Source organism: Noviherbaspirillum sp. UKPF54, from assembly GCF_007874125.1.
Classification (GTDB): Bacteria; Pseudomonadota; Gammaproteobacteria; order Burkholderiales; family Burkholderiaceae_D; genus Noviherbaspirillum.
Genome location: NZ_CP040128.1, coordinates 1,640,398 through 1,654,648 on the forward strand (window position 1 = coordinate 1,640,398; position 14,251 = coordinate 1,654,648).

At 63.5% G+C, this 14,251-nt stretch carries 13 protein-coding genes; 9 read left to right on the plus strand and 4 right to left on the minus strand.

Annotation, left to right across the window (positions count from 1 at the left end; translation table 11 throughout):
- Positions 1 to 7 precede the first annotated feature (7 nt).
- Entirely contained in the window at positions 8 to 2,473 is a 2,466-nt protein-coding gene (locus tag FAY22_RS07635) for a bifunctional diguanylate cyclase/phosphodiesterase (protein WP_168204792.1), read from the minus strand.
- A 218-nt stretch (positions 2,474 to 2,691) separates the two neighbouring features.
- Between FAY22_RS07635 and FAY22_RS07640 the strand changes: the two genes are divergently transcribed.
- The 5 genes from FAY22_RS07640 (at position 2,692) to FAY22_RS07660 (ending at position 8,003) form a co-directional block, all read left to right on the plus strand.
- Positions 2,692 to 3,354: a response regulator transcription factor gene (locus tag FAY22_RS07640; RefSeq protein WP_146329656.1), complete on the plus strand. Its 663-nt coding sequence runs from the start codon at positions 2,692 to 2,694 to the stop codon at positions 3,352 to 3,354.
- Positions 3,351 to 4,664 (plus strand): ATP-binding protein, encoded by a 1,314-nt coding sequence (locus tag FAY22_RS07645; RefSeq protein ID WP_146329657.1) that lies wholly within the window; start codon positions 3,351 to 3,353, stop codon positions 4,662 to 4,664. Before FAY22_RS07640 ends, FAY22_RS07645 begins: the two co-directional genes overlap by 4 nt.
- Positions 4,665 to 4,752: 88 nt before the next feature.
- Positions 4,753 to 6,234 carry a DegQ family serine endoprotease gene (locus FAY22_RS07650; RefSeq protein WP_146329658.1) on the plus strand — a complete coding sequence of 494 codons (1,482 nt, stop codon included), beginning with the start codon at positions 4,753 to 4,755 and terminating at the stop codon, positions 6,232 to 6,234.
- 96 nt (positions 6,235 to 6,330) lie between these two features.
- Positions 6,331 to 6,555 carry a fructosamine kinase family protein gene (locus FAY22_RS07655; protein ID WP_146329659.1) on the plus strand — a complete coding sequence of 75 codons (225 nt, stop codon included), beginning with the start codon at positions 6,331 to 6,333 and terminating at the stop codon, positions 6,553 to 6,555.
- A 299-nt stretch (positions 6,556 to 6,854) separates the two neighbouring features.
- Positions 6,855 to 8,003 (plus strand): cytochrome P450, encoded by a 1,149-nt coding sequence (locus FAY22_RS07660; RefSeq protein WP_246860695.1) that lies wholly within the window; start codon positions 6,855 to 6,857, stop codon positions 8,001 to 8,003.
- A 45-nt stretch (positions 8,004 to 8,048) separates the two neighbouring features.
- Here the strand turns inward: FAY22_RS07660 and FAY22_RS07665 are convergent, their stop codons facing one another.
- On the minus strand, positions 8,049 to 8,642 hold the full coding sequence (locus tag FAY22_RS07665; RefSeq protein WP_146329661.1) for a YSC84-related protein: 594 nt from the start codon (positions 8,640 to 8,642) through the stop codon (positions 8,049 to 8,051).
- Positions 8,643 to 8,913: 271 nt separating this feature from the next.
- Here FAY22_RS07665 and FAY22_RS07670 point away from each other — a divergent pair, with 271 nt between their 5' ends.
- From FAY22_RS07670 to FAY22_RS07680, 3 genes are read left to right on the plus strand one after another with little or no spacing between them, the layout of a single operon-like run.
- Complete coding sequence (locus FAY22_RS07670) at positions 8,914 to 9,762, plus strand: cytochrome b/b6 domain-containing protein (protein WP_146329662.1); 849 nt, start codon at positions 8,914 to 8,916, stop codon at positions 9,760 to 9,762.
- The gene (locus FAY22_RS07675; protein WP_146329663.1) at positions 9,743 to 10,510 is read left to right on the plus strand and encodes a molybdopterin-binding protein; all 768 of its coding nucleotides are present in this window, start codon (positions 9,743 to 9,745) and stop codon (positions 10,508 to 10,510) included. The genes FAY22_RS07670 and FAY22_RS07675 overlap by 20 nt, the downstream gene beginning before the upstream one ends.
- A 21-nt stretch (positions 10,511 to 10,531) precedes the next feature.
- The gene (locus FAY22_RS07680) at positions 10,532 to 11,569 is read left to right on the plus strand and encodes a cysteine hydrolase family protein (protein ID WP_146329664.1); all 1,038 of its coding nucleotides are present in this window, start codon (positions 10,532 to 10,534) and stop codon (positions 11,567 to 11,569) included.
- On the opposite strand, the gene selD is transcribed toward FAY22_RS07680, so the two are convergent.
- Complete coding sequence (selD, locus tag FAY22_RS07685) at positions 11,570 to 12,628, minus strand: selenide, water dikinase SelD (RefSeq protein ID WP_146329665.1); 1,059 nt, start codon at positions 12,626 to 12,628, stop codon at positions 11,570 to 11,572. It abuts the gene before it with no gap.
- A complete protein-coding gene (gene senB, locus FAY22_RS07690; RefSeq protein WP_146333343.1) occupies positions 12,625 to 13,626 on the minus strand; it encodes a selenoneine biosynthesis selenosugar synthase SenB in 1,002 nt (333 codons plus the stop codon). The genes selD and senB overlap by 4 nt, the downstream gene beginning before the upstream one ends.
- A gap of 101 nt (positions 13,627 to 13,727) precedes the next feature.
- On the opposite strand from senB, the gene FAY22_RS07695 reads away from it, so the two are divergent.
- Entirely contained in the window at positions 13,728 to 14,240 is a 513-nt protein-coding gene (locus FAY22_RS07695) for a MarR family winged helix-turn-helix transcriptional regulator (protein WP_146329666.1), read from the plus strand.
- The last annotated feature ends 11 nt before the right edge of the window (positions 14,241 to 14,251 follow it).

The following is a 14,251-nucleotide window of genomic DNA, read 5'->3' on the forward strand; positions in this document are numbered from 1 at the left end:
CGGAGGCTCAGCGTTGACTGGTATGCAAGTACAGCGAGGTTTCGCGCAGTAATTGCTCGAACTCCAGCGGGGACAGCGGCTTGCTGATGCAGGAGCCTTGCACTTCGTCACATGAGGTATTGGAGAGGAATTTCAAGTGCTCGTCGCTTTCGACGCCCTCGGCGACGACGGATAGATTGAGCGTGTGTGCCAGATTGATAATGGCTTCGGCCAGCTTCCATGTATTGATCGCTTCCGGATGTTGCTGCACCAGGAAAGAGCGATCCAGCTTGAGGGCGTCGAGCGGGAAACGGCACAGGTAGGCCAGCGAGGAATAGCCGGTGCCGAAATCGTCCACCGACAGTTTCAGGCCGAGCGCCTTGAGGTCCTTGAGCAGTCCGGCGGCCAACACCGGGTCTTCCATCAGGCCGCTTTCGGTCAGTTCCAGTTCCATCTGGTGCGCGGGCAGGCCGCTGGCCCGCAGCGCCTGCTTCACCAGCGTCAACAGCTTGCGGCTGCGTAGTTGTCGGGCCGACAGGTTGACCGATACCTTCAGCGGCTTGCGGTAACGCGCGGACCATTGCTGCGCCTGCGCCGCCGCGTGCTGGATCACCCAGCCGCCGATTTCGTCGATCAGCCCCGATTCCTCCGCCAGCGGAATGAACTGGGCGGGCGGCACGGCGCCGAGATGCGGATGGGTCCAGCGCAGCAGCGCTTCCATGCCGGTCATTTCCATGGTGCGCAGGTTGACGCGCGGCTGGTAAAACACCTCGAACTCGTCGCGTTCCAGCGCATGGCGCAGCGCGCCCTGCATCAGCAGGCGCGCGCGCGACGCCTCGCCCATCTCGGGGGTGAAGAAGCAGTAGGCATCGCCGCCCGAAGCCTTGGCGCGGTACAGCGCGGTATCGGCGTTGCGCAGCAGCGCCTCGCTGGTATCGCCATCCTGCGGGTACATGCTGATGCCGACCGAGGCGGCCGCCTTGACTTCATGGCCGGCGATGATGACGGGCGTGTCGAGCGCCGTGCTCAGCTTTTCGGCGATGCTGATGGCGGATGTGTCGCCGTTGCGGCACTCAGCCAGCACCACGAATTCGTCGCCGCCCAGGCGCGCCACCATGTCGTCCGGGCGCACGCATTGACGCAGGCGGGCGGCGATTTCCTTGAGAAGCACGTCGCCGGCGCCATGGCCGAGCGAGTCGTTGACTTCCTTGAAATTGTCGAGATCTATGAAAAACACGGCCTCGCACACGCCTTCGCGCGGATTGGTCAGGCGCTGCTTGAGGCGCAGTTCCAGCATGGCGCGGTTGGGCAAGTCGGTCAGCGCGTCGCAGGTGGCCAGCCGTTCCAGCGAGCGCGCGGTCCGCACTTCATGCGTGACATCGCGGCTCACGCCGCGGTAGCCGCAGAACACCCCGTTTTCGCTGAACGGCTCGCCCGAGATGCGCAAGAAGCGCACGATGCCGGGATGGGCGGACCATTCGGCGGGATAGATCAGGTCCTGGAAAGGGCGCCGCTCCCTGATCGCGTCCTTGGCGGCGATGAAGCCGGGCGCGCCGGAGTCCTGGACGTGGGCATCAAAGGAAGAGCCCAGCAGGTGCTGCGCATTGATCCTGAGCCGGCTGTAGATTCCTTCGGAAAAGAACGTGAAGCGGATCTCGGCATCGGTTTCCCAATACCAGTCCGACGACAGCGACGTCAGGCTGCGAAATCGCTCTTCGCGCCGCGCCAGTTCGCGCTCGGCTTCCAGCTGCGCGGTGATGTCGCGCGCAATCGAAACCACGCCGAGCTTTTGGCCGCTCTGCCGGTCGTGCACGGCGCGCGTGCTGGCGCCGATCCACACCCAGTTGCCGTTCTTGTGCCGGAAGCGGACGTTGGACAGCCGGCGCCGCTTGCCCGACCTGGCCGCCTCCAGATCGGCCGCCAGGTCGTCCGGGTGGATGTAGTCGTACAGGCGGGTGCCGATCAGTTCCTGCGGATCGTAGCCCAGCGTATCCTTGTGCGACGGCGACGCGTACACATACACGTTGTCGGCGTCGCTATGCGAGATCATGTCGTGCGCGTTTTCGGTAAGCAAGCGATGCACTGCTTCGCTCTTGCTCAGGCGCGCCTGGGCGTCGTGGTGCTCGCTGACATCGACCAGCGTCCCGACATAGCCTTTGTGGCGCCCGTCGGCGAAAAAACGCGGCGATGCCGCGCTCATCATCCAGCGCGTCGTTCCGTCGCTGCGGATAATCCGGTATTCGACGCGGTATTCACGCTGCTCTGCCCGGGACTCACGGATCACCGCAACCGCGGTTTCGATATCATCCGGGTGAACAAATTGTAACCAGTCAAGAATATTGATTTCCGGCAGCTTAGTGACAGTCGCCATGCTGGCCGGATTCAGATAGATGACGCGTGCGTCGGCGTCGGCCTCCCAGACGACCACGTTGACATGGTCGGCTACGTAGCGCAACAAATGTTGCGCACTATCGACATTGTCTTTCTGGATCATCACTGGGATAACAATATGGGCTCGTTGCAAGGTTGGCCAAGTCGCGGGCGGCACGGCCATAATTTGTACCATCTATGGTACACCAAGCAACTTTTCTTTACTTATTTTTAACAATTTGTATCGTATTTACACTCCACCCCGTGGCGGGCGATGCGTCAACACGATATCTGCTACGGTAGGATGAGGGACTTTTGCATGAACTGTTTCTATAACGCACTATGAGACTGCTGCTGGTTGAAGACGACCCGATGATTGGGGAAAGCGTACGCAAGGGCTTGCGCCTGGATGGCTTCACGGTCGACTGGGTGCAGGATGGGCGCGCCGGCGAGCATGCGCTCGATGAAAAGGTGCATGACCTGCTGCTGCTCGACCTCGGATTGCCGGGTAAGGAAGGACTGGACGTACTGAAATCGATCCGCCGCAAGGGCAATCGCATTCCGGTTCTGGTGCTGACTGCGCGCGATGCCGTGCCGGACCGCGTCGCGGGGCTGAACGCGGGCGCTGACGACTACCTGATCAAGCCGTTCGACCTGGAAGAACTGAGCGCGCGGATCAGGGCCCTGCTGCGGCGCCAGGCCGGCCGCGCCGAGGAAGTGATCGTGCATGGCGAACTGACGCTGGTGCCGGCCACCCACGAGGCGAGTTTCGGCGGCCAGCCGCTGGCCTTGTCGGCGCGCGAATTCGCGCTGCTGGAGGCACTGCTGGAGCGGCCCGGGGTGGTGTTGTCGATCGCCCAGCTGGAAGAAAAGATCTACGGATGGGATGATGAGGTGGGCAGCAACACGATCGAAGTCTATATCCATTCGCTGCGCAAAAAACTCGGCACCGGCTTCATCAAGAACGTGCGCGGCGTCGGCTACATGATCCCGCCATTATCATGAAATCGATCCGTCATAACCTGTTGATCTGGCTGTCGGCCGGACTGTCGGCCGGCATCATCGGCGCGGGCGGCATTCTGTACGTGCAGGCGCGCCAGGAAGCCAACGAAATCTTCGACTACCAGATGAAGCAGCTGGCGGCATCGCTTCCCAACCAGCCGTTCGCACCGCTGTCGCCATCGCATCCGGCCCAGCCCGACCTGGAGCGCGACATCGTGATCCAGATCTGGGATGGCAGCGGACTGCGCATCTATCACTCGCATGAACAGCTGGCGCTGCCGCAGCGCGCCGAACTGGGATTCACCACGATCCGCACGCGCAACGGCCCTTGGCGGGTGTACAGCATGCAACGCGGCCATACCGTCGTGCAGGTGGCTCAGCCGCTGTCGGCGCGGCGCGAGGTCGCGGCCGACATGGCTCTGCGCACGGTCGCACCACTGATGCTGCTGTTTCCGTTTCTCGGCGCACTGATCTGGATGACCGTGGGGCGCGGCCTGTTGCCGGTCAAGCGCGTGGCGCAGGAAGTGCAGTCGCGCGACGCCGCTACGCTGTCGCCTATCGCCGACGACAGCCTGCCGCAGGAAATCAGGCCGCTCACGCACGCCCTCAACGATCTGCTGGGACGGCTCGATCATGCGCTCGACGCGCAGCGCGCATTCGTGGCCGACGCCGCGCACGAGCTGCGCACCCCGCTGGCGGCGCTCAAGCTGCAGATCCAGCTGGCCGAACGCGCCGGCGACGAAGCGGAGCGGCGCGCCGCCTTTGCCGAGCTGCGCCAGGGTTTCGAGCGCGCCATGCACCTGGTGCAGCAACTGCTGACGCTGGCGCGCCAGGAACCGGACGCGTCCGGCGCGGCGCACGTGAAGCTCGATTTGGCCGAACTGTCGCGCACGGTCGTGTCAGAGTTGGCGCCGCTGGCGGCGGCCAGGGAAATCGACCTGGGAGCATTGGCCGATAACGCCGTCGCGGCCAGCGGCGACCCGCAAGCCTTGCGCATCCTGCTCGTCAACCTAGTGGAAAATGCGATCCGCTATACGCCCGAAGGCGGCAAGGTCGATGTCTCGGTCCTGTACGACCAGGGCTCGCCGGTGATCCGCGTGCAGGATTCCGGTCCCGGCATTCCGGAGCAGGAGCTGGGCCGCGTCTTCGACCGCTTCTATCGGGTGCCGGGTACGCGGGCGTCCGGTAGCGGGCTGGGGCTGGCGATCGTGCGCCGCATTGCCGATGGGCACGGTATCAGGGTCGAACTGCGCAATACCGGCCATGGCTTGTGCGCGGAACTGATTTTTCCGCCGGTCGAAAAGGGCGCCTGAACCCGGCGCAAGATTTTTAAGTTCAATTTAAGTTTGCCTCCTTACGATGGACTCCATGTTGGAAAGCCTTCCATGAAAGGAGTGCATCGTGAAACAGAGAACTTTCAAGCGCGGCGTGATCGCCGCATCCCTTGTTGCCCTTTCCGTTGCCGGTTACGCGCGCTTTGGCGAGACCGGCTGGGGAAGGGCCGACGCCGCTGTTCCCACGGCGGGCTCCCAGCCCGCACAGTCGGTCGTGACCTCGGTGCCTGGCATCGCGACCGCCACCGATTTTTCCGGCATCGTCCAGCATTACGGTCCGGCGGTGGTCAACATCAGCGTCGTTGGCAAGGCCGAGCGCACGCCGGCTGTCAACGACATGCCGGAACTCGATCCGGACGATCCATTTTCGCAATTCTTCCGGCGCTTCGCGCCCCACATACCGCGCGGCCCGCGGGGCGGCTTGCTGGTGCGCGGCCAGGGATCGGGCTTTATCGTGAGTCCCGACGGTCTGATCCTGACCAATGCGCATGTGGTCGATGGCGCGCAGGAAGTAACGGTCAAGCTGACCGACCGCCGCGAGTACAAGGCCAAGGTGCTGGGCGCCGACCGTCAGAGCGACGTCGCGGTGATCCGCATCGATGCACACAATTTGCCGACGGTTAAGATCGGCGACCCGGCCGCAGCGAAGGTCGGCGAACCGGTGCTGGCCATCGGCTCGCCCTATGGCTTCGAAAACTCGGCAACAGCGGGCATCATCAGCGCCAAGTCGCGTTCGCTGCCTGACGGTACCTATGTACCGTTCATCCAGACCGATGTCGCCGTCAATCCGGGCAACTCTGGGGGGCCGCTGTTCAACATGAAGGGCGAAGTGATCGGCATTAATTCGCAGATCTACAGCCAGACCGGCGGCTACCAGGGATTGTCGTTCGCGATCCCGATCGATGTCGCGGCTCAGGTGCAGGATCAGCTCGTGCGCCACGGCAAGGTGTCCCGCGGCCGCCTGGGCGTGACCATCCAGGAAGTGACGCAGGGGCTGGCCGACTCCTTCGGACTGCAAAAGCTGCAGGGTGCGCTGGTCAGTTCGGTGGAAAAGGGCAGCCCCGCCGACCGTGCCGGACTGGAGCCGGGCGACGTGATCGTCGGCTTCAACGGGCATGAAATCAATCGCTCGTCGGATTTGCCGGCGCAGGTGGCGAGCGCCACGCCCGGCACCACGGTGAAGCTGGACGTGATCCGCAAGGGAACGCCGAAAACCCTGTCGGCGAAGATCGAGGCGTTCAAGGACCAGACGCTGGCGCAACGCGGCGACGCACAGCAGGAACAGGGGCGACTCGGCCTGGCCGTACGGCCGCTGGAGCGCGGGGAGCAGCGCGAGGCGGGCGTGCAGGGCGGCCTGCTGGTGCAGGGCGTGAGCGGACCGGCGGCGAATTCGGGCATCCAGGCCGGCGACATCGTGTTGTCGTTCAACGGCACGCCGGTCAGCACGATCGAGCAATTGCGCTCGCTTGTCGCCAAGGCCGGCAAGCACGCGGCCGTGCTGGTGCAAAGGGAAAACGCCAAGATCTTCGTTCCGATCGAGCTCGGCTGACAGCTGCGCCGGTGACGCATCTTTCCTTGTAATGCATGCCCCGTCATCCTATAAATGGGTGATCGGGGCATGATCCCTCCATCACCGGACTGCGGCATGGAACACACGGCTGACGAACACGTGAAATACAAGGGCTACACGATCTTTCCGATGCCCTCCCTGAGCGCTGGCGAGTTGTGGTTCGGCGGTTACGAAATCACGAAGGATGGCACGCCGGTCTGCGTCCGCAAAAACATTTTTCCCGGCTTCTTCTATTCCGAAGCGGCGTGGGTCGACAGCATCGAACACGCGAAAATCGAGATCGACAACCTTGCGATGTAACAGCATCGCAACGGATAACGGGCGCCGCCGGCCACTTTCCTTGCTCGCTTTGACAACGCGCCGGAATCCACTCTCGCATCGATACCTCGGCCGCCGGTAGGGACATAGGCGGAATGAATTGCAATTGAAATCCGACAGGCATAAAGTTCTATAGAGAAACAGACGGCATCCGTCGGAGCAGCCTCTTGCTGTTCCCGACAGGAATGATTCTCCGCAGTGGGCCACGCGAGCATCGCCTGCACCGGAGCCCGTGAACCGACTTATCGCGCATCGCGACATTAACGGATATGAACAAAGAAATGCCCCAGGACGATTGGGATCCCAGGTCGGAAGCCGTGCTTGACGACCAGATCGCCAGCTACGACGAAATGCGCCGGGGTTGCCCGGTCGCGCACAGCGAATACCTGCACTGGTCCTTGTTCCGTCATGAAGACGTCGTGCGCGCGCTGCACGATCACCGCACCTTCAGCAATGCCGCTTCCAGTCATCCGTCGGTGCCCAACGGAATGGACCCGCCGCAGCACACCCTGTACCGGCGCGTGATCGAGCCTTATTTCAGCGCGCAGCGGATGCATGCATTCGAGCCCGTGTGCCGCAACATCGCCGTCAGTCTGGTGGACGACTTGCCGGCGGAGGGTGAAATCGAATTGATGGCGTCGTTTGCCGAAGAGTTCGCGCTGCAGGCGCAGTCGGCGTTTCTCGGCTGGCCGGCGCAATTGAATGAGCCGCTGCGGCGCTGGACCCGCAAGAACCATGCGGCGACCCTTGCGCGCGACCGGAAGGCGATGGAAGAGGTGGCCTTCGAATTCGACGGCTATATCCGTGCATTGCTGGCGCAGCGGCGCGCCGACCGCGACGGCACGCCCACCGACATCACGGCTTGCCTGCTGCGCGAGCGGGTGGCGGATCGTTTGCTGAACGACGAAGAGATCATCAGCATCCTGCGCAACTGGACTGTCGGCGAACTAAGCACGATGTCCGCCAGCGTCGGTATCCTGGCCCACTACCTGGCGGCGCGGCCCGCGCTCCAGGAGCAACTGAGGGGCCAACCTTCGCTGCTGCCTGCGGCCATCGATGAAATCCTGCGTATCCATGCCCCGTTGATCGCCAATCGGCGCATCACCACGAGCGAGGTGGATGTCGGCGGTCGCCGGCTGGCTGCGGGCGAACGCGTGACGCTGATGTGGGCCTCTGCCAACCGGGACGAGGCGGTCTTTGGCGACCCCGATGAATTCAGGCTCGACCGCGACCCGTCGAAAAACCTGCTATATGGCGCCGGCATCCATGTCTGCCCCGGCGCGCCGCTGGCGCGCATGGAGCTGCGCGTGATTCTCGAAGAACTGCTGCGGGGCGGCCGCCGGCTTGAGCTGGTGCCGGGCAAGGCGCCGGTCAACGCCGTGTATCCGGCAAGCGGATTCGCGGCGTTGCCGTTGCGAATAACAAGCTAAACAGCGCGCCACTAGAGGATCAATTGCCGGCGGCGCACCTGCGGATCAAATATTCAGGCGCGTGATCTTGGTGCCTTCCAGCGTCAGGTTCGCCATCAGGCCGGCGTTGGTCATCACGAACGCCACTACCGGGCCAACCGCCGAGGTGGTATCGATGTCGCCATTGGCGCCAACCTTGATGACAGCCACGGAGGCATCGACGCCGACCGACCAGCCCTTCGCGGAGCGGAACTTGCTCAGCGCGTCGGGCGTCATGAACAGGAAAATGATGGCCTTCGACTGCGCACCGATCTGCAGTCCGATCGACACCGACGCCAAGCTGTAGTAGCCGAGGGCTTCTCCCTTCGTGCGCAGGACGCCTTCGCCGTACTCGCCGCCGACGCCGAGGCCGGCTGCGATGACCGACGGGAAGATCAGCATGCCATTGGACTTGGCGACGATATCGCGCGATCCCTTCACGCTGGTGTACAGGCGTTCCAGAGTGGAACTCGCCGCCGAGTCGATTCCCTGGCGCCGCTTCGCGGCTTCGGCGTTCGTGTTGGTTGTGGTGGTCGTGGTCGCGGTCGTGGTGCAGGCCGTGACCGCCAGTCCAGTTGCCGCCAGGGACGCTGCCTTGAGCATGAAATCGCGTCTATGCATACCGTTCTCCGCTGAATCGAACAAGAATTCAGGCGCCGGATCGACCGCCCGGCACACCCTCTGGCAATCTCTTGATCGCCATCGTTGTTCAGTATGTGCGCAATGCGGCGCTTGTCCGTGATAGTTGTGGATGGATTGATTTCGGTCAGTGGTATTTTCCATCCGTGCCCCTGTCAAGCGCACGGCCACGGCATAAGCTTTTCTTTGGTGGCTCCCCCGTGGTTGCCTGCATTGCGAAAGCGTGCATGCCGATATGTGGAGGATTTGGACGATGCCTGACGTGAATGCGGAACAGGTGTTTTATTACCGGCATGGATTGCCAGTAAGGATCATGCATTGGATAAACGCGCTGGCGTTTTTCCTGCTGCTCATGAGCGGTCTGCAAATCTTCAACGCCCATCCGGCACTCAACTGGGGAAAGTCCTCGTATGACGGAAAGCCACCGCTGCTTCAACTGGAGGCAAAGCGGCGCGCGGATGGACAACTGCAGGGAGTCACGCGGCTCGGGCGGCATGAGTTTGCCACGACCGGCATTCTCGGCGCATCGCGCAATGCCGATGGCGAACTGACGGCGCGCGGATTCCCGGCCTGGGCGACGTTGCCCGGGCCGCAATGGCTGGCGATGGGGCGGCGCTGGCATTTGTTTTTCGCCTGGGTATTGGTGATCAACGGTATCGCCTATCTTGGCTATGCCATTTTCAGTAGGCACCTTGGACGCGATCTTGCTCCGTCGCGGCGCGACTGGCGCTCGGTCGGTACATCCATCAAGGAGCATCTGTTGCTGCGCCATCCGCAGGGAGAGGCGGCCAAGCATTACAACATCTTGCAGAAGCTGGCCTATCTGTCCGTCATCTTCGTGCTGCTGCCGTTGATGATGATCACGGGCTGGTCGATGTCGCCGCGGCTCGATGCGGTGCTGCCGGGCTGGGTCGATCTGCTCGGTGGGCGGCAATCGGGCCGCACGATTCATTTCATCGTGGCATGGGCATTGTTCGGCTTCGTTCTGATCCACGTTTTCGAAGTGATCGTCAGCGGGTTCTGGAATCACCTGCGCTCGATGATTACCGGACGTTTCGGTATCCGCCAGGAGGTCACCGCGCATGACAACGTTCCACACTGACCGCCGCCGCTTTCTGGCGCGCGCTGCTGCCGGCAGCGCCGCCTTGCTGGCGGGGTGCGACCGCCTGTCCGGCGGCGAATGGCTGCCGCCGATCCTGGAGCGCGCCGAACATCTGAGCAGGGCGGCGCAAAAGCTGGTCAGCCCGCGCGGATCGATGGCGCAGGAATTCCGCGAGACCGACCTGTCGCCCTCATTTCGCAGCAACGGCACCTCCGATCCGGCGGATACGCACTATCAGGCCCTGGCGGCGGGCGGATTTTCCGGCTACCGGCTGCTGGTGTCGGGCCTGGTGGAGCGCCCGGCCGGCTTCACGCTCGCGCAGCTGCATGATCTTCCTAGCCGCACCCAGATCACGCGCCATGACTGCGTGGAAGGCTGGAGCGCCATCGGCAAGTGGAAGGGGGCGCGTCTGGCCGCGCTGCTCGACAGTGTGCGGACCCGGGCACAGGCGCGCTACGTGGTGTTTTACTGCGCCGACCCGATGGATGAACAGGGCACCCGCTATTACGAGAGCATCGATATGGACGACGCATATCATGCACAGACGATACTGGCGTATGAGCTGAACGACAAGGCGCTGCCGATCGCCAATGGCGCTCCGCTGCGCCTGCGCGTGGAACGCCAGCTCGGTTACAAGATGGCGAAATACGTGATGGCCATCGCACTCGTCGATAGCTTCGCGCATATCGGCGCGGGCAAGGGTGGATACTGGGAAGACCTTGGATACGAGTGGTATGCGGGAATCTGATCACGGAGAAAAAGGATGATCATGTCGCCGTCCTCGCAAGACGAATCGGGCAAGGAAAGCTCGACCGATGCCGCTCCCGGCAGCCTGTCATCCCGGGCAGAGGCCCGGGATGAAGTCGGCTTCCCGCAAGGGAAAACAACGCTGCTCGTGATCGATCCGGTCAACGACTTCCTTTCGGAAGGCGGTGCCGGATGGGACATGACCAAGAACACAGTGCGCTTGCACGACGTGGTCGGAAACCTGCGGCGGGCCATCGAAGGAGCGCGCCTGCGCGGGCTGCCGGTGCTGTTCGCGCCGATGGCCTATACCGAGGAAGATTATGCGCAGGGACGGCTGCAGCACCGCTGCGGCTTCAACCGCATCATGTTCGAGAAGCGCATGTTCCTGGTTGGGAGCTGGGGCGCCGATTTCCATCCCGAGCTGCGCCCGCGCGAAGGCGAAATCGTCCTGCAGCCCCACAAGGGCACCGACGTGTTCGAAACCGACCTGCCGCGGCATCTGGACAGGCTAGGAACGACCCATCTCGTCATCGCCGGCATGACGGCCAACCTGTGTTGCGAATCGACCGGCCGGCGCGCAGTCGAATTCGGCTATGACGTGACCTATCTGTCGGATGCGATTGGCGCGGAAAGCGTGCTGGGCTACGAAGCCTCGATGCGCGTCAATTATCCGCTGCTGGCCAACGCGGTGATGACCGTGGCCGAGTTCCTGAAGGCCCTCGATACGCCGCCGTGCGCGCTTCTGGACACGATTCCGGGCAGCGTGGTGCGCGGAACCGACCACGGCGACATCGGCACGGTCCTGGAAGTGGTGCCGCCGACCGAAGCGACCGACGGCTATCTGCTGGTGTCGCGCGGCATATTAAGCCACGATCTCTATGTTCCGTTCGACGCGGTGGTCAATTGCGCCGGCACCGAAATCTTCGTCAATGTCCCGAAGATGGCGGTGGACGACCTGCCGTGGACATATGCCGCATCGCGCCAGCAGCGCATGGAAAGATTCGGTCCGCAGGCGGCGAGCGTCGGCCATCACCCTGGCGCGCGCGGGCCGGACCATTGATCAGGCGCCGACTTCCACGCCAGACGGGCCGGCCGTCATTTCGCCGATCACGGCGGCATGCGCGAATCCTTCGCGCGCAAACAGCGCCAGCACTTCCTGCACCGCGTCGGGAGCGCAGGACACCAGCAGCCCGCCCGAGGTTTGCGGGTCGGTCAGCAGCATCTGCTGCACCGGCGTAACGGCGTCCGACAGTTGTATGTCGTGGCCGTAGCCGCTCCAGTTGCGCGCCGACGCCCCGGTGACGAATCCCTGTTCGGCCAGATCCTGGACTTGCGGCAGCAGCGGAACCTGGGCCATGCTCAGGCGCGCGCGCAAGCCGGCGCCACGCGCCAGTTCCAGCGCATGACCGAGCAGGCCGAATCCGGTAACGTCGGTCAGGGCGTGAACGCCGGGCAGGTCGGACAGCGACTTGCCCGGCTTGTTGAGCTTGGTGGTGTTTTCGATCATCGCGGCATAGCCGGCGGCATCGAGCGCATTCTTCTTCAGCGCGGCGGACAGGATGCCCACGCCGAGCGGCTTGCCGAGGATGAGCTTGTCGCCCGCCCTGGCGTCGGCGTTGCGCTTGACCTTGTCAGGGTGAACCAGCCCCATCACCACCAGTCCGTAGATCGGCTCGACCGAATCGATGGTGTGGCCGCCCGCCACCGGAATGCCTGCCTGGGCGCAGACCGATTCGCCGCCCTGCAGGATCTGGCCGATGACGTCGAGGGGCAGTTTGTTGATCGGCATGCCGACCAGTGCGAGCGCCATGATCGGCGTGCCGCCCATGGCATACACGTCGGAAATCGCGTTAGTGGCGGCGATCCGCCCGAAATCGTAGGGATCGTCCACGATCGGCATGAAAAAGTCGGTAGTCGCGATCAATGCCTGCTCGTCGTTGAGCTTGTATACCGCGGCATCGTCGGCAGTCTCGATGCCGACCATCAGTTCTTTCGGAACCGGAAATCCGCTCGATTTCTTCAGTATCTCGGCCAGCACGCCGGGCGCGATCTTGCAGCCGCAGCCGCCGCCGTGGGAAAAGGATGTGAGTTTGATGTCGTGCCCGGTTGCGGTGTTCATTGTTTGCCAGTCCTTGTGCGTGCGTCCCGCGTCGCAGGATGCGGGATCAAATTATCCAATAATTGCAGCAGCGCCGCTTGCTCGCGTTCCGGGGCGAACAGTCCGGCACGCGCATCGCATTGCGCAAGCAGCTGCGCGTAATAAGCTGGCTCGGAAACCGCCCGGTCGATCAGGCGAGCCAGCGCGGTGCTGTCCCCGAGCGGGAAATACCCGGAGTAGTCGTCGCCCAGCATGCCGCGATTGCCGGAAATGTCGCTCGCGAGCACCGGCACGCCGCTGCGGATCGCCTCGATGATCACGTTGGCGCCGCCCTCCATCCTGGAGGCGAGCACCGTCAGGTAGCTGCGCCTGAGATACTGGCGTGCCCTGGCGTGCGGCACCGGGCCGAGCCAGCGGTAACGCGCGACGGACTCTTGCGTTTCCTGCGCCTGCTCTCCCAGTTCGGCATCGAGCGCGGCGCCGATATGAGTCATGCGCACGCGAGGCGCGGCGACCAGAGCGGCAGCGCGCATGAAGGTGAGCGGGTCCTTTTCCGCGCGCAGGTGGCCGACCATGGTGATGTCGAGGAAGCGCGCCCGGGCGGAACGCGCGAACGGGGACAGCGCCGGCGCCGACTGGTGGATCACGCACGCCTTGGCGCGCTCCGCATCGTCCAGTTCCCGCAGGCCTTCCGCCTGCAGCAGCACCAGCCGGGTGGCCAGCGCCAGCGACTCCTGCGAGCTCGCATCGGAGCGGATGTCGCGGTACAGGTCGGTGCCTGTCAATACGACGATGAGCGGACAGCCGGGCATTGCGCGTGCGGTCGCGGCGATCGAATTCGCCGAGCGGCGCGCATGCAGCGCAATGACAGCATCGCATTGGCGGCCATCCCACTCAGGCAGCAGCGCCACCCGGTAATGCGCGCGCAAGAAGCGCGCCCAGCGGCTGGCGGTTTGCCAGTTGCCATTGTTGGCATTTGCGGTTGCCGGGCTGATAATAGCCACCTGCGGTTTAGTCAATTCCACGTCCCGTGTTGCTCGATGCGCGCGATTATACGCTTGCGCAACGCCGCGCAGAGACGGAAAACCGAACCGATTTTCTGTGGACGGAGCACCGATAGATGGCGAACAAAGGCAAGAAAGCCGGACAAGCAACCGGATCGGAAGCCGGGCTTCCGCATCTCGATACTCTCAAGAAGCTGCGCATCGTGATACGCGCGGCGCAACGGCATTCGGCCTGGATCGAAAAGCAATGCGGAGTGGCAGGCGCCCAGCTCTGGCTGATGCAGGAACTGGAGGAAATGCCGGGTTTGCGCGTGGGCGAAATCGCCGACCGCATGGCGATACATCAGACTACCGTCAGCAACTTGCTGGACACGCTTGAAAAGCGCGGCATGGTGGTCAAGACGCGCGACCCCGTGGACCAGCGGGCTGTCAGGCTGGCGCTGTCGGACGACGGACGCAAACTGCTGGCGTCGGCGCCCAAGCCGGCGCGCGGACTGTTGCCGGAGGCTCTGCGCCAGATGGAGCCGGAGCAATTGGCGCAGCTCGATCGCGGCCTGCAGGAGCTGTTGGACAGCATCGGCATGCTCGATGAAAGCTACGGACTGCAGCCCATGCCTTTCACCATGTGAAGTGCAATTCG

Excerpts from the sequence above, each read along its gene's own strand:
- FAY22_RS07635 (WP_168204792.1), bottom strand. The coding sequence starts at position 2,473 with ATGATCCAGAAAGACAATGTCGATAGTGCGCAACATTTGTTGCGCTAC.
- FAY22_RS07640 (WP_146329656.1), top strand. The coding sequence starts at position 2,692 with ATGAGACTGCTGCTGGTTGAAGACGACCCGATGATTGGGGAAAGCGTA.
- FAY22_RS07645 (WP_146329657.1), top strand. The coding sequence starts at position 3,351 with ATGAAATCGATCCGTCATAACCTGTTGATCTGGCTGTCGGCCGGACTG.
- FAY22_RS07655 (WP_146329659.1), top strand. The coding sequence starts at position 6,331 with ATGGAACACACGGCTGACGAACACGTGAAATACAAGGGCTACACGATC.
- FAY22_RS07660 (WP_246860695.1), top strand. The coding sequence starts at position 6,855 with ATGCCCCAGGACGATTGGGATCCCAGGTCGGAAGCCGTGCTTGACGAC.
- FAY22_RS07665 (WP_146329661.1), bottom strand. The coding sequence starts at position 8,642 with ATGCATAGACGCGATTTCATGCTCAAGGCAGCGTCCCTGGCGGCAACT.
- FAY22_RS07670 (WP_146329662.1), top strand. The coding sequence starts at position 8,914 with ATGCCTGACGTGAATGCGGAACAGGTGTTTTATTACCGGCATGGATTG.
- FAY22_RS07675 (WP_146329663.1), top strand. The coding sequence starts at position 9,743 with ATGACAACGTTCCACACTGACCGCCGCCGCTTTCTGGCGCGCGCTGCT.
- FAY22_RS07680 (WP_146329664.1), top strand. The coding sequence starts at position 10,532 with ATGTCGCCGTCCTCGCAAGACGAATCGGGCAAGGAAAGCTCGACCGAT.
- selD (WP_146329665.1), bottom strand. The coding sequence starts at position 12,628 with ATGAACACCGCAACCGGGCACGACATCAAACTCACATCCTTTTCCCAC.
- FAY22_RS07695 (WP_146329666.1), top strand. The coding sequence starts at position 13,728 with ATGGCGAACAAAGGCAAGAAAGCCGGACAAGCAACCGGATCGGAAGCC.